Raw genomic sequence first — 20,472 nt, 5'->3', positions numbered from 1 at the left:
GCCGCAGCCACGGTTTGGCCGTGTGGCGGCCGGCGGGGTCGACAGAGCCGGGCACAGACCGCGCGGCCATTACTGGTGGTGACCTCGGTCGAGACCGGTGCCTCTTTTGGGCCTACATCGAATTCGTAGTAGCTACTACGAATTCGATGTAGGCCCAAAAAGATGTCGCCGCTCCGGACAGGCCGCGCTGAGCGCGTCGTGGTGTGCGAACGTCGCTTCGTGGGTTTTCCACAGGCGGGTGCGGGTTTTCCACAGGCTTGCTCTCGTGGTGGCGATCGTCCGGGACAAGCAGCACGATCGACGGGTGAATGCCGTCAGCCGAGTGAGCGGCTCGGAGGAGCCCAGCCTTGCCCGCCGGATCGGACGCCTGCTCCGGGACGAGCGGGAGCGGGCCGGCCTGTCCCAGGGAGCGCTGGCCTATCGTGCCGGGGCGTCGCAGCAGTGCGTCTCGCGGTTCGAGACGGGGGTCAGCGCGCCGACCACCATGCTCGTCGACCGGCTGTTCGCCGCGCTCGGGCAGCAGGTGCGGATCGACCTGGAGCCGCTGGACGCCGACCTGGACGAGGAGATCGCCAGGGCGGCGACGGCGAACGCCAGCTGGGTGGAGACCAGGGTGCACGACATGCGATACCTGCTGCGCCAGGTGCCCGAGCTGGCATACCTGGTCGACGGCGAGTTGGCCGCCGCGCTCCACGGCGTACCGATCCGGCCCGGCCGCATCGAACTGGCGTTCGCGGACGGCGATCGCGACCGGGTCGCGGACTGGATCTGCTCGATTCCCGGCTGCATGCGTTACAACGATCCGCAGCTCGCCCGGCTGCTCGACAGGGTCAGAGCTAGTTGATCTGGAAGACCTCGAACGACGTGCCGTACCGGGTGCCCAGCCGGCTGCCCACCGGTCGGCTGATGCCCTCCAGGAACTCCTCGGCGTCGAAGTCGCCGGAGCCCAGCCCGCGCAGGTACGCGTCGTGCGCGCGCAGTGACGCCAACCCGAGGTCGAACGTGTCGGTGGTGTCCACGCCGTGCCGCGAGTCGGGGGAACTGGCCGCCCAGACCTGCTTGACCCCGGTCCAGGGCAGCAGGTCGTCGCGGAGCTGCTCCGGGAACACCCAGCGGTTGCCCGCGTCGCGGACCGCGTCCAGGGTGGCCCGGCCGGTGGCGATGTGGTCGGCCTGGTTCAGCACGACGGCGCCGTCCCAGGTCGCCCGGAAGTTGTTGGTGATGACGATGTCGGGCCGGTAGTGCCGGATGACCCGGGCCAGGTCGCGGCGCAGCGGTACGCCGTACTCCAGGATCCCGTCGGGTTGGCCGAGGAAGACGACCTCGTCCACGCCGACCACCGCGGCCGAGGCGCGCTGCTCGTTCTCGCGAAGCGGGCGGGTCTCCTCCGGCGGCAGTCCGTCGATGCCCGCCTCACCGCTGGTGACCAGGCAGTAGACCACCTGTTTGCCCTGCCGGGTCCAGCGGGCGATCGCGGCGGCGGCACCGAACTCCAGGTCGTCCGGGTGAGCCACGATCGCCAGCGCGCGCTGCCAGTCCTCCGACACGGGCTCCAGCGGCGCCGGGGCGACGGTCTCCGACATCTCGACCTCCTGCGTTCCGGTCAGTCGACGGTGGGCAGCGTCGGTCCGACCACGTCGTCCGCGTCCACGATGGTGTACGCGTACCCCTGCTCGGCCAGGAAACGCTGCCGGTGTGCGGCGTACTCGGTGTCGATGGTGTCCCGGGACACCACCGTGTAGAAGTGTGCCTGCCGACCGTCGGCCTTCGGCCGCAGCACCCGGCCGAGGCGTTGCGCCTCCTCCTGCCGGGAGCCGAACGTGCCGGACACCTGGATCGCCACCGCCGCCTCGGGCAGGTCGATGGAGAAGTTGCCCACCTTGGAGATGACCAGGGTGGACAGCTCACCGTTGCGGAACGCGTCGAACAGTCGCTCCCGCTCCTTGTTCGTCGTCGAACCCTGCACGATCGGCGCGCCCAGGAACTCGCCGAGTTGGTGCAACTGGTCGATGTAACCGCCGATCACCAGCACCTGGTCGTCGGCGTGCCGGTCGACCAGCGCCTTCACCACCGGCAGCTTGGTCCGGGCGGTCGCCGCCATCCGGTAGCGTTCCTCGGCCTCCGCGGTCGCGTACGCCATCCGCTCGGCGTCGGTGAGGGTGACCCGTACCTCGGTGCAGTCCGCCGGGGCGATCCAGCCCTGCGCCTCGATGTCCTTCCACGGCGCGTCGTACCGCTTGGGGCCGATCAGGCTGAACACGTCGCCCTCCCGGCCGTCCTCGCGGACCAGGGTCGCGGTCAGGCCGAGCCGGCGGCGGGCCTGCAGGTCCGCGGTGAACCGGAAGATCGGCGCCGGCAGCAGGTGCACCTCGTCGTAGATGACCAGCCCCCAGTCCCGGGCACCGAACAGGTCCAGGTGGGTGAACGCGCCCTTGCGGCGCGAGGTGAGCACCTGGTACGTGGCGATGGTGACCGGCCGGATCTCCTTGCGCTCGCCGCTGTACTCGCCGATCTCCTCCTCGGTCAGCGAGGTGCGCGCGATCAGCTCGCGCTTCCACTGCCGGCCGGCCACCGTGTTGGTGACCAGGATCAGCGTGGTCGCCTTCGCCTCGGCCATCGCCGCCGCGCCGACCAGCGTCTTGCCGGCACCGCAGGGCAGCACCACCACGCCCGACCCGCCGGCCCAGAAGTGCTCCACCGCCTCCCGCTGGTACGACCGCAGCGTCCAGGCCGGCTGGTGGCGGGCCGGGTGCGTCTTGTCGGCGGGCACGTCCTTGCCGTCCTGCGCCAGCTCGATCGGGTGCGCCTCGCCGTCGACGTAGCCGGCCAGGTCCTCGGCCGGCCAGCCCAGCTTGAGCAGGGCCTGCTTGAGCCGTCCCCGCTCGGACGGGTGCACCAGGATCGTGTCGTCGTCGATCTTCGCGCCGAGCATGCCGGCGAGCTTCTTGCTCTTGGCGACCTCGATCAGCACCAGCCGGTCCAGGCCCCGCAGCACCAGCCCGTGCACCGGGTCGTTGGCCAGTTGCAGCCGGCCGTACCGGTCCATGGTCTCGGCGACGTCCACCAGCAGGGCGTGCGGCACCGGGTAGCGGGAGTACTTCAGCAGCGCGTCGACCACCCCCTCGGCGTCGTGTCCGGCGGCCCGGGCGTTCCACAGGCCGAGCGGGGTCAGCCGGTAGGTGTGCACGTGCTCCGGTGAGCGTTCCAGCTCGGCGAACGGGGCGATCGCCATTCGGCAGGCCTGGGCGTCCGGGTGGTCGACCTCCAGGAGGAGGGTCTTGTCCGACTGCACGATCAGTGGACCACCGCTCACGCCGGCACCTCACCTTCCATCCGCCGCCCGGACGTTCTCCGGGCGACCATCCAGTGTTGCACGCCGGAAAACTGGCCGGAGAAATTCTTCGTCTGCTGCAACCAACCTGGCACTCTCGTGCGTCTAGCCTTCGACAGCTGCCCTCGGGAGGAACGATGATCCGTCCGCGCCTGGTGACGCGCCTGGTGATCGTGGCAGCGGTCACGCTGTTCGGGGCCGGCGCGTGCGCGTTCGACCCGCGACCGGAGCAGGTGGGCCCGACCCGGCCCGACCTGGCCGGTGCGGCGGGTGGAGCAACGGGGGCGAGCGCGCCGGCCGGACCGGGCCAGGCGTCCGGACCGGCCCCGAGCAGCACGGCACCGGCACCGGCTCGGCCGCGGCCGAGCACGCCGGCACCGAAGGCGACGGCCACACCGACCCGCACCGCCAAGCCACCGGCCGGCTGCCCACTGGGCGACCGGCAGCGCGACGTGGAGACCTGGCTGGCCAGGTTGGGCGGGTTCGGCGCGGTCACCGTCGACGGCCGGCAGTCGGCCGCCGACTGCGCCGCGATCAAGAAGTTCCAACTGCGGTACGGCATCCGGCCGGCCGACGGCCGGGCCGGGCCGACCACCGCCGACGTGGCCCGCCGGCTGGCCAGCACCGATACGGCCAGTTGCGGGGCCGGCAGCGGCGTCACGTTCTGCGTGAACCTGACCCTGCAGACGGTCTGGGCGATGCGCGGCGGGACGGTGCTGCAGGCGCCCACCGTCACCCGGACCGGGATGGCCGGCTACGCCACCGCGACCGGCTGGTACTCGGTCAACGCCCGCAACGTGAAGGAATGGTCCAACCCGTACGAGGTCTGGTTGCCGTACTGGCAGCACTTCACCCAGGGGATGGGCTTCCACGAGACCACCACGTACCTGCACGACAAGTCGATCGGCTCACACGGCTGCGTCAACCTGCTGCCGGCCGACGCCCGGCGGTTCTGGAGTCTCGGCGCGATCGGCACCCGGGTACACGTGTTCGGCCGCCGCCCGGGCACCTGACAGGGAGAACCCCGACCCGTCCCCGGGTCGTGTCACCTGTCGGTTCCGCTGCCCGGGTGCCAATGTAGAGAGGTGGTACAGCCCCCGCCCGAACCGCCCGCCGAGGTGTCCCGCGTCACAGTCTTCTGGTACGGGCTGCTGGCCGTCAGCCTGCTCGGCTGGTTCTTCTGGGGCTGGCTGGTGCTCCAGCAGGGTTTCGTCGACTCCGTCGGCGAGGCGCTGGGCGCCGGCTTCGCCCTGCTGCTCGTCGTCTCGATCATCGGCACGCTGCGCCGCAGCCGCCGCTGACCCCGTCCGCGCGGCTACCCGTCGAGGACGGCGGCGGTGATGCGGTGCAGGGCGAAGGTGTGCAGCATCTCGGTGCGCTCGTCCTCGGCGCGCAGGTAACCAGCGCCCATCGACACCGGGCGGACCAGCCGGGACGCGGTCGCGCCGTGCGCGTCGACGTACCCGACCCAGACCTTGGCCCGGTCGCGGACCGCCTGTTGCAGCACGGCGAGCGCCTGGGTGTGCCCGTGCCCGGGCACATCCGGGCCGTCGGTGCGACCGTTGGCCCGTACCGTGGCCGGGGCCCGACGGGCGGCCCGGGCCGCCGCGTCGCCGCGCCGGATCTGCTCCACGACGCCGAGCAGCCGGGGCTGGCTCAGCCGCGGCGCGGCCAGCGGGTCGGTGATCCGGTTTGCCACCGAGACCCGGGCCGGGGCGCGGCGCGTCTTCGGCCGGCTGAGCACCGCGGCGCCGCTGGCGTCCTCCGGCACCGGGGCGTGACCGGCCTCGCGCAGCGCCGGCAGCAACCGACCCATCTGGTACGGCGTGACCAGCACGGTGGGCGCCAGCCGGCGCAGCGACAGCGCGGACAACCGGCGGTCGGCGAGCACCTCGGTGAGCAGCGCCTCGTCGTCGCTGCGCAGGTACGCCCCGGCCGAACCGGTCCGCAGCCCGCCGTGCTTGCGCGCCACGTCGTCGATCAGGTAGCTCAGCGACTGCGGGATCGGGGTACGGGACCGCCGGGCGAACAGCCCGTGCAGGTCGTCGGCCGCGTACCCGACGTCCAGGGCGCGGCGCAGGCTGCCGCCGGTGACCCGGTACACGCTGGCGCCGCCGGCCGACTCGTGCTCGGCCACCACCTCCAGCTCGGCGGCCAGCGTCGGCTCGGGCGGTCCGGGCACCACCACGGTCAGGTCGGCCTGCACCAGGAAGTGGTCGACCGGGGACGGCAGCAGTGCGTCCAGGGCCCGTACCGTGGCCGAGGCCTCGCCGGGCAGGTCGCCCGCGTCCGGGCGCAGGCCGAGCGGGTCCTCCGTGCTCGCCGCGAACCGGGCCTCGGCCGCGGCGGCGTCGGTCAGCAGCAACCGGCCGTACGAGGTGAGCGCGCCGAGTCCGGTGACGCCCAACCGGGCCGCCTCGGTCAGCACGTCCCGGTGCGCCGCCTCCCGGCCCCGGCTGCGCCGGGGTGCGTGCCAGGCGACCAGTTCGATCAGTTCGTCGGGGCTGGGCGCGGCACCCGGGGCGAGGTCGGCGAGGACGCCGAGGACGGCCCGGCGCGCGGACGGCGCCGCCGCGCGTTCCGCCTCGTTGGACAGCGGCGCGATCGGCCGGTCCCGGTCGTCGCGCCGGCCGATCAGTCCGGCCTGGCGGGTCATGGTCAGCCAGGCCCGGGCGAGGTGCTCCCAGCGTTGGGCCAGCGAACCACCGCGCCACGCCTCGTACCCGGCGGTGGGCAGCACCTGCTGATCGGCGCCGGCGCGGGTGGTGGCGGCGCCGGGCAGGTCGACCTCGCCGGCCAGCCCGGCCGCGTAGCCGACCTCCAGCAGCAGCGCGGCCGTCGACTCGTCCAGTCCGGTCGCCCGGGCCAACCGGCGCAGGTCGCGGACGCCGACGCCGCCGGACCGCAGCACCGGCGCCGGCTCGGCGCCGAGGCTCTCCAACAGGTCCTCGGCGTGCCGGACCACCTCCATCGCCTGCCCGGCGCCCGCCGAGTCGACGGCCTTCGGATCGCGCTCGGCGGCGGCAAGGCCCGGCGGGGTGGGCCGGACCGGGCCGAGCGGGCCGGTGTCCCGGCGCAGCAGCAGGGCGATCTCGCGGGGCAGCTCGACGGCCGTGTCCCCGGGCGAGGAACCCGGGTCGGGGATCGGCACCAACAGGGCGTTGTCCACCAGCCACCGCACCGGAGAGATCGCCGCGCCGTCCGGCGCCGCGCCGTCCGTCGGTGAACCGGTCCCGGGGCCGGCGGCGGACGGCGCGGCGGATCGCAGCGCGCCGGCTGGCAGGGTGCCCACCGGCGGTCCCGCGGCGAGCCGGTCCAGCACCGCCCGGGCCGGTGGCGCGGCGGCGAGCAGGGTCCGCCGCAGCCGGGCCGGATCGGCGACCAGCTCACCGGCGGCCGGGTCGAGTTCCGCGGCCGGCCGGCCCAGCCCCGCCGGGTACGGCGAGCAGACCTCGTCCACCGTCGGCACCACCCGCAGGGCGTGCTCCGGGCCGTACAGCAGGAACAGCGCGCGCAGCCGGTCCAACGCCGCCCGGACGGCGGTCCGGTCCGGCCCGCCGGCGGCACCGGAGGTGGCCAGCGCCAGTACGGCGTCGGCGGAGGTCAGCCCGTCGTCGTCGGCCCGGGTCAGTCGGGCACCGTCGAGCACCTGGAGGGTGAACTGGTCCAGTCCGTCCAGCGCCCGGGCGACCGACACCCGGGACTGGGCCCGGACGGCGAGCGCGGACAGGTCGGCCGGCACCGGCACCACGAGATCGGGGCGCAGCTGCAACAGCGCGGCCAGCGCGTCGTCCGGCAGCGCCCGCAGGTGATCGGCGAGTGAGGAGCTCATCGTCTCTCCACGCTACTGGGCCGGACGCCGTCGCGGCGCGTCAGCCGGCCGCCCGGACCGGCCGCTGGGACGCGGCCGGCGACTGGCGCCCCGGGCGCCGGGACGCCACCGGACGACCCGGTACGGCCGTGCGACGATGGGCGGCGTGCCCCCGCTGACAGTCGGATTCGACCTCGACATGACCCTGATCGACTCCCGCCCCGGCATCGCGGCCGCCTACCGGGAGCTGACCGCCCGGACCGGCGTGTACGTCGACGCGGACGCCGCCGTGAGCCGGCTCGGTCCGCCGCTGCGTCAGGAACTGGGCCGCTGGTTTCCGCCCGAGGCGGTCGAGGAGGCGGTCGAGACGTACCGGGGGCTCTACCCGTCGTACGCGATCGGGCCCTCGGTGGCGCTGCCCGGCGCGGCCGCCGCCCTCGACGCGGTCCGGGCCGGCGGCGGTCGAGTGGTCGTTGTCACATCCAAGCTCGGCCGGCTGGCCCGGCTGCACCTGGAGCATCTCGGCCTGGCCGTGGACGAACTGGCCGGCGACCTGTTCGCCGAGGAGAAGGCGACCGCGCTGGTCGCGCACGGGGTGGGGCTCTACGTGGGTGACCACGTCGCGGACATGGCGGCGGCCCGGGCCGCCGGGGTGCCCGGATTCGGCGTGATCACCGGTCCGTGTTCGGCGGACGAGCTGCGGGCCGCCGGGGCGGCGGTGGTGTTGACGGATCTGACCGGATTCCCGGCGGCGCTCGACCGGTCGGTCCGGTTAGCCTTGGAGGACAGCACGTCCAGCTGACCGTGTCCGGGTCAGCCCAGCAATTCGAGCGAAGCAGAGGTCAACAGGTGCCGACGGGTCGAGTGAAGTGGTACGACGCGGCCAAGGGATACGGCTTTGTCACCAGTGACGAGGGTGGCGACGTGTTCCTGCCGAAGGGCGCGTTGCCGGCTGGCGTCACCGACCTCAAGGGTGGTCAGCGGATCGAGTTCGGGGTCGTGGACAGCCGCCGGGGCGCCCAGGCGCTCGGCGTGAAGTTGCTGGACGCCCCGCCGTCCATGGCGGAGCTGCGCCGCCGGCCGGCCGAGGAACTGCACGGCATGGTGGAAGATATGATCAAGGTGCTGGAGGCCAAGGTCCAGCCGAGCCTCAGCCAGGGCCGGTTCCCGGACCGCCGGACCGCGCAGCAGGTGGCTCAGCTGGTCCACGCGGTGGCCCGCGAGCTGGAGGTCTGAGGCACGAGGCCGGCCGCCGCGGCCCGCCGCAACAGCGCGTCGACCGCGGCGTGGCCGGCCTCGCCCAGCTCCTCGGTGAACTCGTTCACGTAGAGCGCGATGTGCCGGTCCACCACGTCCGGCTCCATCTCCTGGGCGTGCGCGAGCACGTAGTCACGGGTGGCGGCCGGGTCGGCCCAGGCCCGGCGGACCGACTCGCGTACCCAGCCGGCGGCGGCGACCGGGTCGACCGTGCCCTTGCGGGCCAGGATCGCGCCGAGCGGGATGGGCAGGCCGGTGTCGTCCTCCCACCACTGGCCGAGGTCGACCAAAGCGGTCAGGCCGTGCCGGGGGTAGGTGAACCGGGCCTCGTGGATGACCAGGCCGGCATCGTACCGGCCGGCGGCGACGCCGGGCATGATCTCGTGGAACGGCACCACCTCGATCCGGGCCGGTGGCCGGTCCGCCGACCAGAGCCGGAACAGCAGGTACGCCGTGGTCCGGTCGCCGGGCACCGCGACCGTGGCGCCGGTCAGGTCGGTCCGGTCCCCCGTGGTGAGCACCAGCGGGCCGCAGCCGCGCCCCAACGCCCCGCCGCAGGGCAGCAGGTGGTAGTCGGCCAGCAGCCAGGGCAGCGCGGCGTAACTCACCTTCACCAGGTCGTACGCGCCGCGCTCGGCGGCGGTGTTGGTGACGTCGACGTCGGCGTAGCGCACCTCCACCGGCGGGGCGTCCGGCACCAGGCCGTGCACCAGCGCGTGGAAGACGAAGGTGTCGTTGGGGCAGGGGGAGATCGCCAGGGAGAGGGCCACCCGTCCACGGTAGTCCGGCCGCGGCGGCTCAGCTCAGGGCGGTCGCCGCGGCGGTGAGGGCGGCCAGGGCGTCGGCGATCCGCCAGGCGTCCCGGTCCCGGGGGCCGACCGGGTTGGAGATCGCCCGCAGTTCGGCGAACGGCAGGCCCGCCTGGTGGGCGGCGACGGCCACCCCGTACCCCTCCATGCCCTCGGCGGCGGCGTCCGGGTAGCGGGTGGTCAGCGCGCCGAGGGTCGCCGCGCTGCCGGTCACGGTGCTGAGGGTGAGCACGGTGCCGACGGTGGCGCCGGGCAGCGCGGTCCGGAGCCGCCGCAGCAGCTCCGGGTCCGCGGGCCGGGCGACCTGGCCGAAGCCCAGCTCGTCGAGGGTGCGGAAGCCGTCCGGCGACTCGGCGCCGAGGTCCGCCGCGACGCTGCGGCTGGCCAGCACCAACGTCCCGATCGCCGCCCGGTCGGGGAAGCCACCGCCGATCCCGGCGCTGATCACCCCCCGGTACGCCCGGCCGGCCGCCTCGGCGAGGACGAGCAACCGGGCCGTGCCGGCGGCCGCCGCGGCCGGACCCACGCCGACCGGCTCGACCCGCACCGGCGCACCGGGGGCGAGTCCGGCGCGTACCGCCTCGGCCTCGGCCGGGACCGCGACGGCGATCAGCAGTTCGGCGGCGGTCACCCGGTCGGCCCGCGGGACTCGTGCCGGGCCCCGTCGTCCCCGGAGCCGGGTCCGGACACCGCCGACGACGGCCGGTAGATGTGGTAGCCCGGCGGGGCGACCGTCGGCTCGTCGGCGCCGGCGGTGTCCCGGTCGCCGGTCGGCTCGGCCGGCGTCGGACCGACCTGGCTGGGCGCCGGACCGGCCGGCCGTACCACCGTCGTGGCGGGGCCCGTCGGCCCGGCGGGGCTCGGCGACCCGGTCGGCTCCCCGGCCTCCTCGGCGGCCCGGCCGTGCAGTTTCTCGCCGCGCAGCCGGCGGACCGACCAGAGCGCCCAGCCGGTGGCCAGCGTGGTCAGCCCGGCGGCGGCGCCGATCCCCAGCCGGCCGGCGAGCGGGATCAGTCCGGCCGCGCCGCCGGCCACGAACGCCAGCATCAGCGCCGTCTCGGAGTGGGCGAAGGCGCTGGAGCGCAGCCGCTCGGCGACCCGTTCCTGGATCGCGGCGTCCAGGGCGAGCTTGACGATCCCGCTGACCACGGCGGTGACCAGGCAGAGCAGGGCGATCAGTGGCAGCGCGAACAGCACGGTGCCGGCGACGGCGGTGCCGGCCACGACGAGCATGCCGGTGACCAGCAGCAGCGGCGGGTTGTGGATCCGCAGCCGGGTGCCCAGCGCGGTGGCCAGGAAGGTGCCCACCGCCAGCGCACCGCCGACCAGTCCGAGCGCCGCCTCGGCGCTGAGTTGTCGGCCGAGCAGCTCGGTGGTCAGGTCGCCGCCCTTGATCGCGAAGGCGAGGAAGAGCAGCAGGAAGCCGTAGACGGCGCGCAGTACGGCGCTGCCGGCCAGGGCGGCGAGCACCAGCGGGCCGCGCAACGCGCGTTCACCGCCGGCCCGCCGGAAGCCGATCACGCCGAACGGCCGGGGGACCGTCTCCGGTGGGCTGGAGTCCGCCCGCGGCGGCAGCCGCAACGCGATCACCATCCCGACCAGGAAGATCACCGAGGCGACCCGCAGCGGCCACTGCGGGCCGAACCAGAACGCGGCGAGGCCGATCGGGGCGACCAGCGCGCCCGCCACCGTGCCGTAGACGCTGGCCCGGGCGCCGATCTGGGACAGGCCCAGGCCCTCGGGCAGCAGCCGGGGCACCGCCGCCGACCGGGCCACGCCGTACGCGCGGGACAGCGCGAGGACCCCGAACGCGGCCGGGTAGAGGCCGAAGCCGTGGATGTAGTCCGAGATCAGCCAGGCCAGGAAGGCCCGACCGAGCATGGTGACCGCCATCGCGTACCGCCGGCCGTGCCGGAAGTGGTCCAGCAGCGGCCCGACCACCGGGGCGAGCAACGCGAACGGCACCATCGTGACCAGCAGGTAGAGCGCCACCTTGCTGCGCGCCTCGCCGAGCGGCACGTTGAAGAAGATGGTCCCGGCCAGGCCGATCGCGATCAACGTGTCGCCGGCGCAGGAGGCGGCGTGCAGGTCGAACAGCCGGACCATGCCGGCCTCGCCACCGGCCCCCCGGGCCCGGACCCGGCCCGCCCCCCGGCTCAGCAGCCGACCGCCGTGGCCGAGCAGCCGGATCCCCCGGATCCCCGTACCGACGACGCGGCCGAGGAGCGAGCGGCGTCGGCGACGGTCCGATCGGGTGAACAGCGGCATGTGGCCTATCCTCGCCCATCCCGACGACGTCTGTCCGGGGTCGGCCGGAGCCGGTCGGTGGGGAGTGCCTGCGGCCGGACCGGTCGGATAGGTAAGAATGAGCACGTGACCAGGACCGCCAGCACCCGCGCCGCCCGTCTCGACCAGGTTTGCGCCAGCGCCGTCGAGGTGGCCAGAGCCGGCCTGGACGAGATCGACCCGGCGGACGTCGGTGACCACCTGGCGGCGGTCGCCGAGGGCGACCGGCTGGTCAGCCACTTCTTCGAGTGCCGGCTCGCCGGTTACCGGGGCTGGCGCTGGGCGGTGACGGTCACCCGGGCGCCGCGCAGCCGGCACGTCACGATCTGCGAGACCGTCCTGCTGCCCGGCCCGGACGCGATGCTCGCCCCCAGTTGGCTGCCCTGGCAGGAGCGGCTGCAACCCGGTGACCTCGGGGTGGGCGATCTCCTGCCGACCCCGGCCGACGACGAGCGGCTGGTCCCCGGCTACCTGCTCTCGGACGACCCGGCCGTCGAGGAGACCGCCTGGGAAATCGGCCTGGGCCGGACCCGGGTGATGTCCCGCGAGGGTCGGCAGGACACCGCCCAGCGGTGGTATGACGGAGATCACGGTCCGGCCGCCCCGATCTCGGCCGCCGCCCCGCCCGCCGCCCGCTGCGGCACCTGCGGGTTCTACCTGCCGCTCGCCGGCGCGCTGCGCCAGTCGTTCGGGGTTTGCGGCAACTACTTCGCACCGGACGACGGTCGGGCGGTCAGCGCCGACCACGGCTGCGGAGCGCACTCGGAGACGCTCGTCGACTCGGCCGAGACCCCGGTCGACGAGATGCCCACCGTCTACGACGACGGCGCGGTGGAGTCGGTGCCGGTGAGCCGGGCGGCCGGTTCGGTGGCGGCCGGCGAGCCGGCCGAGCCGTACGGCCACGGCTGAGCGGCTGGCGGGCCGGCCCTCCTCCGTCGCGCGCGGCGCAGCGGTCCTCAGTCGTCGGCGCGGCGGCGCCTGTTGGCGTCGTGCCGGATCATCACGGCCAGGCCGGGCAGTCCGACCAGGAAGCCGGCCAGGCAGATCCACAACCAGTCGCGGTGCCCGTGCGCGGTCAGCCAGTCCTGGAAGAAGACCAGCAGGATCAGGCCGGCGGCGGCCCAGATCGCCATTCCGGCGACGGCGAACGGCACCATCGGCGGGTCCAGCGAACCTGCTGGCTTCGGCGTCTGCTCCTGCGGCACGTCCGAGAGAATACGGGACGAAGTTTTCTCGCCGTCGCCTGATCTGGAACGATGCGCCTGTCAACCGACGCTCAGCCCGCGAGGATCCGATGGACAACGTTCCGACAGAGACCGTTCCGACGACAACGCCGCCGCGGCCGACCAGCGGCTTCGACCGGTTCTTCGAGGTCTCCGCCCGGGGTTCGACGCTCGGCCGCGAGGTCCGGGGCGGGCTGGCGACCTTCTTCACGATGGCCTACATCGTGGTCCTCAACCCGCTGATCCTCGGCAACGCGGCCGACGGGGACGGCCGGAAGCTGGCGATCCCGGCGATCGCCGCGGCCACCGCCCTGGTCGCCGGTGCGATGACCATCCTGATGGGCGTGTGGGCCCGGTTCCCGATCGCGCTGGCCGCCGGGCTGGGCGTCAACGCGCTGGTGGCCTACGAGATCGCGCCGCAGATGACCTGGGCCGACGCGATGGGCCTGGTGGTCATCGAGGGCGTGCTGATCTTCCTCCTGGTGCTCACCGGCCTGCGTACGGCGGTGTTCCGGTCGGTGCCGACGCAGCTCAAGAACGCCATCGGGGTCGGCATCGGGCTGTTCCTGACGCTGATCGGCCTGGTCGACGCCGGGTTCGTCCGGCGGATCCCGGACGCGGCCAACACGACGGTGCCGGTCGGGTTGGGCGTCGGCGGCAAGCTGGTGTCCTGGCCGGCCCTGGTGTTCGTGGTCGGGCTGCTGGTGACCCTGGTGCTGGTGGTGCGCCGGGTACGCGGGGCGATCCTGATCGGCATCCTCGGTTCCACCGTGCTGGCCGTGATCGTCGAGGCGGTGGCCCATGTCGGCCCGTCGTTCGTCGACGGCAAGCCGGCGCCGAACGGCTGGGCGCTGAACGTGCCGGCGCTGCCGGACCGGGTGGTCGACCTGCCGGACCTGTCCCTGCTGGGGCACTTCAACGTGCTGAACTCGTGGAGCCGGGCCGGCTGGCTGATCGTCCTGATGTTGGTCTTCTCGCTGTTGATCACGGACTTCTTCGACACCATGGGCACCATGGTGGCGATCGGCCAGGAGGGTGGCCTGCTGGACGCCGAGGGCATGCCGCCGCGTACCCAGCAGATCCTGCTGGTCGACTCGGTGGCCGCGGCGGCCGGTGGGGCGGCCAGCGTGTCCAGCAACACCTCGTACATCGAGAGCGCCTCCGGGGTGGCGGAGGGTGCCCGTACCGGGGTGGCGAACCTGGTCACCGGGGCGCTGTTCCTGTTGGCCATGTTCTTCACGCCGCTGGTGGACGTGGTGCCGTTCGAGGCGGCGTCGACCGCGCTGGTGGTGGTCGGGTTCCTGATGATGACCGCGGTCCGGTCGATCGACTGGTCGGACTACGAGATCGGCATCCCGGCGTTCCTGACCATCGTGCTGATGCCGTTCACGTACTCGATCTCCAACGGGATCGGCGCCGGCATCATCACGTACGTGGTGCTCAAGCTCGCCCGGGGCAAGGCGCGGGAGATCCACCCCATGCTGTACGGGGTGGCTGTGCTGTTCGTCCTGTACTTCCTGCGGGGCCCGGTCGGCGACCTGGTCGGGTAGGTCTGAGCTGGGAGTCTGTTTTCCGGCTCGGTGGTGACGGTGGTCATATCAGTGGTCGTTAGCCTGGCTTATTAGTTAGGCTAACGACCGTGACGGAGCGGACGGTGATGGCGAAGCTCGTGGCGCCGGTGCAGTTGGCGACACAACTGCGCGACGCGATCACCCGGCTCAACCGACGGGTCCGGCAGACCCGTCCGGTCGGTGACCTCACGGCTACCCAGCTCTCCGCCCTGACCAGCCTGGAGCTGGCCGGAGCGCTGAGCCCGCGGGAGCTGGCCGACATCGAGCGGGTCCGGCCGCCGACGATGACCAAGATCGTTGCGAAGCTGGAGGATCGCGGCCTCGTGCAGCGTGCCCCCCACCCGACCGACGGCCGGCAGGTCATCCTCTCGGCGACCGAGGCCGGTCGTGCGGTGCTCGCCCGGTTCGAGCGGGCCCGCAACGAGTGGCTGGCCGACCGGCTGGCCGAGCTGACCCAGGAGGAACGCGACACGCTGGTGCGCGCCGCGCAGATCCTGCAACAGGTGGCGCGCGCCTGACCGGCGCCGGCATCGGGTCCGCTCCGTCGCCCGCCGCTCGTTGCGGCACCGACGGATGACGCGTACGACCCGAGGAGGCGCACCCCGAGTGCGGGCCAAGCTGACCACCACGTTCCAATCCCTGCACGTTCGCAACTACCGACTCTTCACGATCGGCCAGCTGATCAAACTGATCGGCGTCTGGATGATGTTCATCGCCCAGGATTGGCTGGTCCTCGGGCTGTCGCACAACTCGGCGACGGCCCTCGGCGTGGTCACCGCCCTGCAGTTCACCCCGGTGCTGCTGCTCACCCTGTTCTCCGGCCGGCTGGCCGACCGGTACGACAAACGGGTCCTGCTGTTCATCGCCAACGCCTACTGGACCGTGCTGGCCACGGCGATGAGCCTGCTGGTCCTCACCGGCCTGGTCCAGCTGTGGCACGTCTTCGTGTTCGCCGCGCTGCTCGGCGTCGGTAACGCGGTGGAGACGCCGGTCCGCCAGGCGTTCGTCTCCGAACTGGTCGGGATGTCGCTGCTGCCCAACGCGCTGTCGCTGAACGCGGCCACCTTCAACTCCGCCCGGATCATCGGCCCGGCGATAGCCGGTGTGGCCATCGCCCTGCTGGGCGTGGGCCCGGTCTTCATGATCACCGCGGTCAGCTCGATCGCGCCGGTGATCTGCGTGATCCGGATGCGCGCCGCCGAACTGCACCGGGACGGCCTGCCGTCCCGCGAGGACCGCGGCTCGGCCCGGGTGATCGACGGGCTGCGGTACGTCGCCCGGCGGTCGGACCTGATGCTGCCGATGGCGCTGATGTCGGTGGTCGCGATGACCCTGTTCAACTTCCAGCTCACCCTCGCGGCGCTGGCCAAGACCGTGTTCCACACCGGCGCGGCGACCTTCGGCCTGTTCACCACGATGTTGGCGGTGGGCGCGCTGGGCGGGGCGTTCGCCGGTAGCGGGCGGCGCAGCCGACCGTCGGTCTGGGTGGTGATCGGTGCCTCGTTCGGCTGCGCGGTGTTCGGCACCCTGGTCGGGTTCGCGTCGTCGTACTGGCTGGTGGCGGTCCTGCTGCTGCCGACCGGTTTCTTCATGGTGTTCTTCGCGCAGGCGGCCAACCAGCGGGTGCAGCTCGGCGTGGACGCGGCCTTCCGGGGCCGGGTGATGGCGCTCTGGGTGCTGATCTTCCTCGGCACCAACCCGGTCGGCGCCCCGGTCATCGGCTGGGTCGCCGAACACTTCGGCGCCAGCACCAGCATCTGGGGCGGCGGACTGATCTCGCTGGCCGCCGCGACCGCGGCGCTGATCTGGCAGCTACGCCGCAGCGGCGCCCGGCTGCGGATCCGGATGCTCCCGCTGCCCCGCTTCTACGTGGTCCCGTCCCCGTCCGCCGAACTCTGATCCGTCGACCGGGATCGCGCCCGCCGGTCACCGGCGGGTCCGCCCGGGACAAACCGTCCGGCCGTACGGCGCCCGCTCCGCGCGGCGATCGGCGTCCGGACACCGGCCCCGCCGCCCGCCCGGTCCCCAGCCGGGCGGTCGGCGGCAAAACCCGGTGGAGGCTGTCGGACCCACCGGCCAGACTGCCGGCATGGATCGGAAACGTTATCTGGAGTGCCTGGCCGCCGACGCCGCCCGGCTCCGGACGGTGGCGGCGACCGACCTGGCCGCCGAGGTGCCGAGCTGTCCGGGCTGGACCATGACCGACCTGGTCCGGCACGTCGCCCAGGTCTACCTGCACAAGACGGAGTGCATGCGGTCGGGCGTCGAGCCGCGGGACTGGCCGCCGGACCTGACCGCCGAGGAGCCGCTGGCGCTGTTCGACCGGGCCTACCGCGCTCTGGTCACCGAGTTCGACACGCGGGACGACGACACGCCGTCGCCGACCTGGTACCCGCCGGAGCAGCGGGTCGGCTTCTGGGTCCGGCGGATGGCCCAGGAAACCGTCGTGCACCGCATCGACGCCGAACTCGCGGCCGGCGCCGAGCCGGTGAGCGTGCCGGACGACCTGGCCGCGGACGGGATGGACGAGGTGCTGATCGTGATGCTGCACCATCTCGCCCGGACGTGGCCGGAGGAGTTCCGGCACCTGGTGCCCGATCCGGGACAGCGGGTGCTGATCGAGGTGCCGGGGCGGGCGTGGCTGGCGCGGTTCGACGAGGACGGTGTGACGGTCGAGCCGGTCGGGACTGGCGGGAGCGGCGAGCCGGACGCCACGGTCAGCGGCCCGGCACCGGACCTGCTGCGGTGGCTGTGGGGCCGGCCCGGTGCCCCGGCCCCACGGCTGGCCGGTGATCCCGGCGCGGTGGACCGGTTCCGCGCGGCGCTCAAGCTGGCCACCGAGTAACTCCGCACCGTCGGGGTCGTGGCCCAAAGCGGTGGCGCGACCCGGTCGGTCGGCCTAGCGTCAGAAGACGTGGCGGGCATGCACGGCGTCGCGCTTGTGCTGGCACTCCTCGGGATGGCGTGCCTTCCCGCCGTCGTGGCCGCCGTCCTCTGCGCCGACGAACTGATCGACCGGTTCGCCTGTGCCTGGGGCGACTGGCGGGACCGGTGGCGGCGACGGCGGACGATCGCGCGCCTCAACCGGGCGCTGGCGCTCGACCCACCGGCCGCCGCCGTCGACCTCACCGAGTTCGACCGGCTGGCCGGCCCGTCGATCGAACAACTCGCCGCCGACCTGCGCCGGCTGGGCGGCCAGCGGCTCGGAGTGGTGAGCCGGTCCGCCGTCTGGCAGAGTGCGGTCCGCGAGGCGTACGACGATCGGCTCCGGCGGGCCTGCCGTTGTCTCGGCATCGCGGAACACCTGACCGATCTGGACGGGGTCGACCGGGACATCGAGCGGGTCCGCATCGAGGGTCAGTTGCAGGCCGCCGGACTGTCCCTGCCGGCCGCCACCACCGGGCGCCGGCACCGGCAACGGTGACCGTCCCCGACGCGTAGCCGCGCAGTACCCCGGGACGCTGCGGACATTCGAAAGGCCCGGTCAGAGTTGGGAGTGGCCGGCAATGGGTCGGGAACCGTGTATCGCAGGTTCGAATCCTGCCGGGGCACCTCACAGAACTGCAAACGCGTAGCGTAGTTGATCGACAACTATCAGTTGAAGCATCTTACGACCTGCACTGAACGCGATCCCAGCGGACGCAGTCTGACGTTGTCGGATTGCGCCTGCACCCTCCATGATGCCTGTCCGATAGCCAGCGTCGAGACTTGGCCAGGTGCGTCTCCATCGGACAGTCGGTCACACGGCGTGTCAAAGCTGGCCGCAATTTGCGGTCCAACCGATTCAAGGGGGTCGAGCAGCCGACTCCATACCCCACGAGCTAGCCGGAATATCTCCAGGACAAAATTTGTGGTCTAGGTTCTGGTTCCGAGCTGCGCCGCCGAAGCGTGGCGTGCTAACGTGCCTCCAGGGTCGGGAGGCTGGAGGAGGTGGCGGATGGACGGGGAGGCAGTTGCTCATCCGACCATGCTCGTGCTGACCCGGGAGTCGCGCGGCATGACACAGGCCGATGTTGCGGGCCGGATGGCAGGCATGGCCGACGGGATGCCGGTGTCGCAGGGGTACGTCAGCAAGGCTGAGGCTGGTCGACTGGCGGTGACTGGTCAGCGGCTGGAGCTGTACGCACAGGCGGTCCGGTATCCGGTTGGCGTCTTGTGCGCAGACCCCGATGTGCATGGTGTGGGGGTTGGTCTGGTTCACCACCGGAAGCGCGCCTCGCTCGGTGCCCCGACACTGAGGCGCGTTCACGCGGAGCTTGCCTTGTCGCGTATGCAGGTCCGCGCGCTGTTGCGCGAGACGGATAAGAGTCACCAGCACCGGTTCCGGCGCGTCGAGCTGGACGACTTCAACACCCCGGCCGATGCGGCGATCACGGTCCGCAAGGAGTGGGGAATCCCAGGTGGACCGCTGGCCCGGCTCGTTGACTTGATCGAGGACGCGGGCGGGCTGGTGCTTGTTCGTGATCTCGGGACCCGTGAGTTGGACGCGGTGACCCAGTGGACCGACTCCGAGGCGCCGCTGTTCCTGTTCAACGCGCAGGCGCCCGCTGACCGATTCAGGTGGAGCTTGGCTCACGAGTTGGGTCACGTGTTCCTACACGACCAGCCGGGCGCTACGACTCTCCAGGAGCGCCAGGCCGACGAGTTCGCGAGCGAGTTCCTGCTTCCGGCGGTCAACGTACGGGCTGAGTTGAAGGGCCGCTTGGACCTAAACCGGTTGGTCGAGTTGAAGAACCGGTGGGGTGTCTCGATGGCGGCCATCGCGCGTCGCGCCACCGCGCTGGGTGTGATCACCGAGTGGCAGTACCGCAACGTCATGGTGGAGATGTCCGCGCTCGGGTACCGCACACAGGAACCAGGGGATGTCGAACGGGAGTACCCGCGCATGGTGTCCAACCTCGTCGCCCGCCTCCGGAAGGACAACGGCCACAGCGTCGAGAAGATCGCGGATCTCGTCGGACTGTTACCGAGCGAGTTCGAGGCCCTGTACCAGGCGAGCGACGCCGGTACATATCTTGAGGTGAACCGATGACCGAACATCCCGTCTGGTCCTCCCCAACGCGTATCCAGACGAATACTGCCGCCCAAGCCATCTACGGTCGCGTCCTGTTGTTTGCGACGCCGCGCTACGGCGGGACCGCTCCCCCGTACCTGCACCCGTCTCGCAGCGGGTACGGGATCTGTGGCCCCAAGGCTGGCGAGGTCGCCGCTGAGGTTCGCAAGGGTGGGTACGAAGGGTTGTTGCTCGCCGACCCGGGCGCCTACCGCACTCAGGCGGCGACTGAAGAGGAACCGTTCGATCTGCCGACCGACCGCCTGTTCGGCGGCGACCTCGACACCGTGCTGCAGGATCAACTTACCCGAGGCGCCACCGTTCCCGTCGTACCGTCGCGATTCGTCCACGCAGGGGACATGAGCGCCTTCAATGGCCTGGTGAAGGCCGCGCAGGCGATCGAACGCAATGATGTGATCATCCCGGTGCCGGTGGATGCCGCCTGGCTGCGTCCCGAATTCCTCGGCAAGCTCACCGCCGGGTTGCGGCGAATCCAGGGCGTCAAGGCCATCGCGCTCGGCGGACAGGGCAACCCAATGGCGAGCTTCGCGAAGGCGACCGAGAACCTTCGGACCGTTATGGGTGAGGTGCCGAATCTCGGGTTGTGGCTGGGAGACCAACCCACCGCGTTCGACTGCATGGCGCACGGGGCCGCCTTCGCGGTGATCGGCGCGGGTGGTTCCCTTCGGCATGTCGTTCCGCCGTCCGAGGACCCGGAAGCGAGGCGACCTTACAACCACACCCCGTCCGTGTTCATCCCGAACATGTTGCGGTACAGCGTGGGCGAGTACATCGCCGAGAAGTACGCGAACTCCAGGGCTCCCCGTTGCCGCTGCGCGGCGTGCGGGGATCGTGGCTTGGATTCGTTCAACAGCCGGCGTGGTGAGGTGCGAGTTGCCGCTCAGGCCCACAACGCTGTCGCGTGGACCACCATGCTCGATGATCTCTTCGACCACGCGACTGCCGCTGACCGTCAGATCTGGTGGAAGGGATACTGCAAGGCCGCGGTCAAAGCGCAGAAAGACGAGAGCCGCCGCATCGAGCAACCGGGGGCTTTCACGCCGTCGAAGCCCCTCACCAAGATGGCCGAGTTGCCGCTGGCGTCCGAGGTTTCCGCCAACGGTGAGTGAA

20 protein-coding genes and 1 tRNA gene are annotated in these 20,472 nt (G+C 72.3%); 14 read left to right on the top strand and 7 right to left on the bottom strand.

Annotated elements, in window-relative coordinates:
* Positions 1 to 304 precede the first annotated feature (304 nt).
* Positions 305 to 844 carry a helix-turn-helix domain-containing protein gene (locus tag ACFOX0_RS17510; RefSeq protein WP_377546995.1) on the top strand — a complete coding sequence of 180 codons (540 nt, stop codon included), beginning with the start codon at positions 305 to 307 and terminating at the stop codon, positions 842 to 844.
* On the opposite strand, the gene ACFOX0_RS17505 is transcribed toward ACFOX0_RS17510, so the two are convergent.
* Both ACFOX0_RS17505 and ACFOX0_RS17500 read right to left on the bottom strand, forming a co-directional pair.
* A complete protein-coding gene (locus ACFOX0_RS17505; protein ID WP_377546992.1) occupies positions 837 to 1,583 on the bottom strand; it encodes a PIG-L deacetylase family protein in 747 nt (248 codons plus the stop codon). The genes ACFOX0_RS17510 and ACFOX0_RS17505 overlap by 8 nt on opposite strands.
* Before the next feature lie 20 nt (positions 1,584 to 1,603).
* Complete coding sequence (locus tag ACFOX0_RS17500; RefSeq protein ID WP_377546989.1) at positions 1,604 to 3,313, bottom strand: DNA repair helicase XPB; 1,710 nt, start codon at positions 3,311 to 3,313, stop codon at positions 1,604 to 1,606.
* A 155-nt stretch (positions 3,314 to 3,468) separates the two neighbouring features.
* Between ACFOX0_RS17500 and ACFOX0_RS17495 the strand changes: the two genes are divergently transcribed.
* Complete coding sequence (locus ACFOX0_RS17495; RefSeq protein WP_377546986.1) at positions 3,469 to 4,344, top strand: L,D-transpeptidase family protein; 876 nt, start codon at positions 3,469 to 3,471, stop codon at positions 4,342 to 4,344.
* Between the two features lie 72 nt (positions 4,345 to 4,416).
* Positions 4,417 to 4,632 (top strand): hypothetical protein, encoded by a 216-nt coding sequence (locus ACFOX0_RS17490; protein WP_377546984.1) that lies wholly within the window; start codon positions 4,417 to 4,419, stop codon positions 4,630 to 4,632.
* A gap of 14 nt (positions 4,633 to 4,646) precedes the next feature.
* On the opposite strand, the gene ACFOX0_RS17485 is transcribed toward ACFOX0_RS17490, so the two are convergent.
* Positions 4,647 to 7,163 (bottom strand): helicase-associated domain-containing protein, encoded by a 2,517-nt coding sequence (locus ACFOX0_RS17485; protein WP_377546981.1) that lies wholly within the window; start codon positions 7,161 to 7,163, stop codon positions 4,647 to 4,649.
* 145 nt (positions 7,164 to 7,308) lie between these two features.
* Here ACFOX0_RS17485 and ACFOX0_RS17480 point away from each other — a divergent pair, with 145 nt between their 5' ends.
* Both ACFOX0_RS17480 and ACFOX0_RS17475 read left to right on the top strand, forming a co-directional pair.
* Positions 7,309 to 7,944: an HAD family hydrolase gene (locus ACFOX0_RS17480; RefSeq protein WP_377546979.1), complete on the top strand. Its 636-nt coding sequence runs from the start codon at positions 7,309 to 7,311 to the stop codon at positions 7,942 to 7,944.
* 47 nt (positions 7,945 to 7,991) lie between these two features.
* A complete protein-coding gene (locus ACFOX0_RS17475) occupies positions 7,992 to 8,378 on the top strand; it encodes a cold-shock protein (protein ID WP_377546977.1) in 387 nt (128 codons plus the stop codon).
* On the opposite strand, the gene ACFOX0_RS17470 is transcribed toward ACFOX0_RS17475, so the two are convergent.
* From ACFOX0_RS17470 to ACFOX0_RS17460, 3 genes are read right to left on the bottom strand one after another with little or no spacing between them, the layout of a single operon-like run.
* Complete coding sequence (locus ACFOX0_RS17470) at positions 8,339 to 9,169, bottom strand: 1,4-dihydroxy-6-naphthoate synthase (RefSeq protein WP_377546974.1); 831 nt, start codon at positions 9,167 to 9,169, stop codon at positions 8,339 to 8,341. The two genes, ACFOX0_RS17475 and ACFOX0_RS17470, sit on opposite strands and share 40 nt — an antisense overlap.
* A gap of 28 nt (positions 9,170 to 9,197) precedes the next feature.
* Positions 9,198 to 9,839, bottom strand: coding sequence for a futalosine hydrolase (locus ACFOX0_RS17465; protein ID WP_377546972.1), 642 nt, complete (start codon positions 9,837 to 9,839; stop codon positions 9,198 to 9,200).
* A complete protein-coding gene (locus ACFOX0_RS17460) occupies positions 9,836 to 11,476 on the bottom strand; it encodes an MFS transporter (RefSeq protein WP_377546970.1) in 1,641 nt (546 codons plus the stop codon). The genes ACFOX0_RS17465 and ACFOX0_RS17460 overlap by 4 nt, the downstream gene beginning before the upstream one ends.
* An 87-nt stretch (positions 11,477 to 11,563) precedes the next feature.
* On the opposite strand from ACFOX0_RS17460, the gene ACFOX0_RS17455 reads away from it, so the two are divergent.
* Positions 11,564 to 12,403 carry a DUF3027 domain-containing protein gene (locus ACFOX0_RS17455; RefSeq protein WP_377547379.1) on the top strand — a complete coding sequence of 280 codons (840 nt, stop codon included), beginning with the start codon at positions 11,564 to 11,566 and terminating at the stop codon, positions 12,401 to 12,403.
* A gap of 47 nt (positions 12,404 to 12,450) precedes the next feature.
* On the opposite strand, the gene ACFOX0_RS17450 is transcribed toward ACFOX0_RS17455, so the two are convergent.
* Positions 12,451 to 12,651, bottom strand: coding sequence for a DUF2530 domain-containing protein (locus tag ACFOX0_RS17450; protein ID WP_377547377.1), 201 nt, complete (start codon positions 12,649 to 12,651; stop codon positions 12,451 to 12,453).
* Between the two features lie 137 nt (positions 12,652 to 12,788).
* Here ACFOX0_RS17450 and ACFOX0_RS17445 point away from each other — a divergent pair, with 137 nt between their 5' ends.
* The 8 genes from ACFOX0_RS17445 (at position 12,789) to ACFOX0_RS17410 (ending at position 20,471) form a co-directional block, all read left to right on the top strand.
* A complete protein-coding gene (locus tag ACFOX0_RS17445; protein WP_377546968.1) occupies positions 12,789 to 14,267 on the top strand; it encodes an NCS2 family permease in 1,479 nt (492 codons plus the stop codon).
* An 89-nt stretch (positions 14,268 to 14,356) separates the two neighbouring features.
* Complete coding sequence (locus ACFOX0_RS17440) at positions 14,357 to 14,806, top strand: MarR family transcriptional regulator (protein ID WP_377546966.1); 450 nt, start codon at positions 14,357 to 14,359, stop codon at positions 14,804 to 14,806.
* Between the two features lie 88 nt (positions 14,807 to 14,894).
* Positions 14,895 to 16,187 carry an MFS transporter gene (locus tag ACFOX0_RS17435; protein ID WP_377546964.1) on the top strand — a complete coding sequence of 431 codons (1,293 nt, stop codon included), beginning with the start codon at positions 14,895 to 14,897 and terminating at the stop codon, positions 16,185 to 16,187.
* 190 nt (positions 16,188 to 16,377) lie between these two features.
* Complete coding sequence (locus tag ACFOX0_RS17430) at positions 16,378 to 17,133, top strand: maleylpyruvate isomerase family mycothiol-dependent enzyme (RefSeq protein WP_377546961.1); 756 nt, start codon at positions 16,378 to 16,380, stop codon at positions 17,131 to 17,133.
* A gap of 78 nt (positions 17,134 to 17,211) precedes the next feature.
* A complete protein-coding gene (locus ACFOX0_RS17425; RefSeq protein WP_377547375.1) occupies positions 17,212 to 17,712 on the top strand; it encodes a hypothetical protein in 501 nt (166 codons plus the stop codon).
* Positions 17,713 to 17,765: 53 nt separating this feature from the next.
* Positions 17,766 to 17,839: transfer RNA gene (locus ACFOX0_RS17420), tRNA-Pro, on the top strand.
* Between the two features lie 386 nt (positions 17,840 to 18,225).
* A complete protein-coding gene (locus tag ACFOX0_RS17415) occupies positions 18,226 to 19,320 on the top strand; it encodes an ImmA/IrrE family metallo-endopeptidase (RefSeq protein WP_377546959.1) in 1,095 nt (364 codons plus the stop codon).
* Complete coding sequence (locus ACFOX0_RS17410) at positions 19,317 to 20,471, top strand: hypothetical protein (protein WP_377546957.1); 1,155 nt, start codon at positions 19,317 to 19,319, stop codon at positions 20,469 to 20,471. The genes ACFOX0_RS17415 and ACFOX0_RS17410 overlap by 4 nt, the downstream gene beginning before the upstream one ends.
* Position 20,472: the final 1 nt, after the last annotated feature.

It is taken from the genome of Micromonospora zhanjiangensis, from assembly GCF_042650605.1.
GTDB classification, from domain to species: Bacteria; Actinomycetota; Actinomycetes; order Mycobacteriales; family Micromonosporaceae; genus Micromonospora_J; species Micromonospora_J zhanjiangensis.
The sequence above is the reverse complement of the archived record's forward strand: the minus strand, read 5'-3'. Positions and strand labels throughout refer to the sequence as shown.

Coding starts and splice junctions, on each gene's coding strand:
- ACFOX0_RS17495 (WP_377546986.1), top strand. CDS start 3,469: ATGATCCGTCCGCGCCTGGTGACGCGCCTGGTGATCGTGGCAGCGGTC.
- ACFOX0_RS17460 (WP_377546970.1), bottom strand. CDS start 11,476: ATGCCGCTGTTCACCCGATCGGACCGTCGCCGACGCCGCTCGCTCCTC.
- ACFOX0_RS17430 (WP_377546961.1), top strand. CDS start 16,378: ATGGATCGGAAACGTTATCTGGAGTGCCTGGCCGCCGACGCCGCCCGG.
- ACFOX0_RS17450 (WP_377547377.1), bottom strand. CDS start 12,651: ATGGTGCCGTTCGCCGTCGCCGGAATGGCGATCTGGGCCGCCGCCGGC.
- ACFOX0_RS17410 (WP_377546957.1), top strand. CDS start 19,317: ATGACCGAACATCCCGTCTGGTCCTCCCCAACGCGTATCCAGACGAAT.
- ACFOX0_RS17415 (WP_377546959.1), top strand. CDS start 18,226: ATGGACGGGGAGGCAGTTGCTCATCCGACCATGCTCGTGCTGACCCGG.
- ACFOX0_RS17485 (WP_377546981.1), bottom strand. CDS start 7,163: ATGAGCTCCTCACTCGCCGATCACCTGCGGGCGCTGCCGGACGACGCG.
- ACFOX0_RS17425 (WP_377547375.1), top strand. CDS start 17,212: ATGCACGGCGTCGCGCTTGTGCTGGCACTCCTCGGGATGGCGTGCCTT.
- ACFOX0_RS17505 (WP_377546992.1), bottom strand. CDS start 1,583: ATGTCGGAGACCGTCGCCCCGGCGCCGCTGGAGCCCGTGTCGGAGGAC.
- ACFOX0_RS17445 (WP_377546968.1), top strand. CDS start 12,789: ATGGACAACGTTCCGACAGAGACCGTTCCGACGACAACGCCGCCGCGG.